The sequence below is a fragment of the Escherichia sp. KCJ4928 genome (genome assembly GCF_004352695.1).
Classification (GTDB): domain Bacteria; phylum Pseudomonadota; class Gammaproteobacteria; order Enterobacterales; family Enterobacteriaceae; genus ECMA0423.
The window spans coordinates 1-563 of the sequence record NZ_SJWV01000565.1 but is presented as its reverse complement, the minus strand read 5'-3'; the positions used below and the strand labels follow the sequence as shown (position 1 = coordinate 563).

The following is a 563-nucleotide window of genomic DNA, read 5'->3' as shown; positions in this document are numbered from 1 at the left end:
ATAATGCCTTTTGTATAGCCATCATAATAACCTTGAATAAATTTTTCTTCTCTCTTTACCTCAATGCTCTGAATTTTTGCGCTGGTTTCAAGAAGGATACTTTCTTTAAGAGAAACTATTTATTTCAATCCATCAGAAATTTTTCTTTTAATCACAACACCATTTGCAGGAGATTTTATCAAGCTCATCTCTATTTTTTTTCGCATAAAATGTAATTATCTCTAAAAGAGTTGATGCAAGTGGTAACGGCAATTGTATGTGATCAACAAAATCAGGAAATAATAAATTAAATCGTTGCTGCATTGCCAATGGTTGTTGCCTTATATAGGGTGACAACGTTGAAAAACCACATGTGATGATATTGTGATAGCTAGCGATGCCGGGTTTGTATCGTGCCTTTTCATTTATTTTCACCGGTATAGCTGATAAATAATCCCTTAGCACAGCAGGAACCTTATAAAAAAATCCGCGTTCTGCAAACCTTTCTCGATAAAAGTGATAACCACTGAATAAACAGAACAATGGAAATAAATTCCAATTGTTTATGTAGTAAATAAGTGAAC

1 protein-coding gene is annotated in these 563 nt (G+C 33.0%); it reads right to left on the bottom strand.

Annotated features, from left to right (window positions below; translation table 11 throughout):
* Positions 1 to 147 precede the first annotated feature (147 nt).
* The coding region (locus tag E0D98_RS25575; protein WP_205713038.1) for a type III secretion apparatus protein OrgA/MxiK at positions 148 to 563 on the bottom strand (416 nt) is incomplete at its 5' end.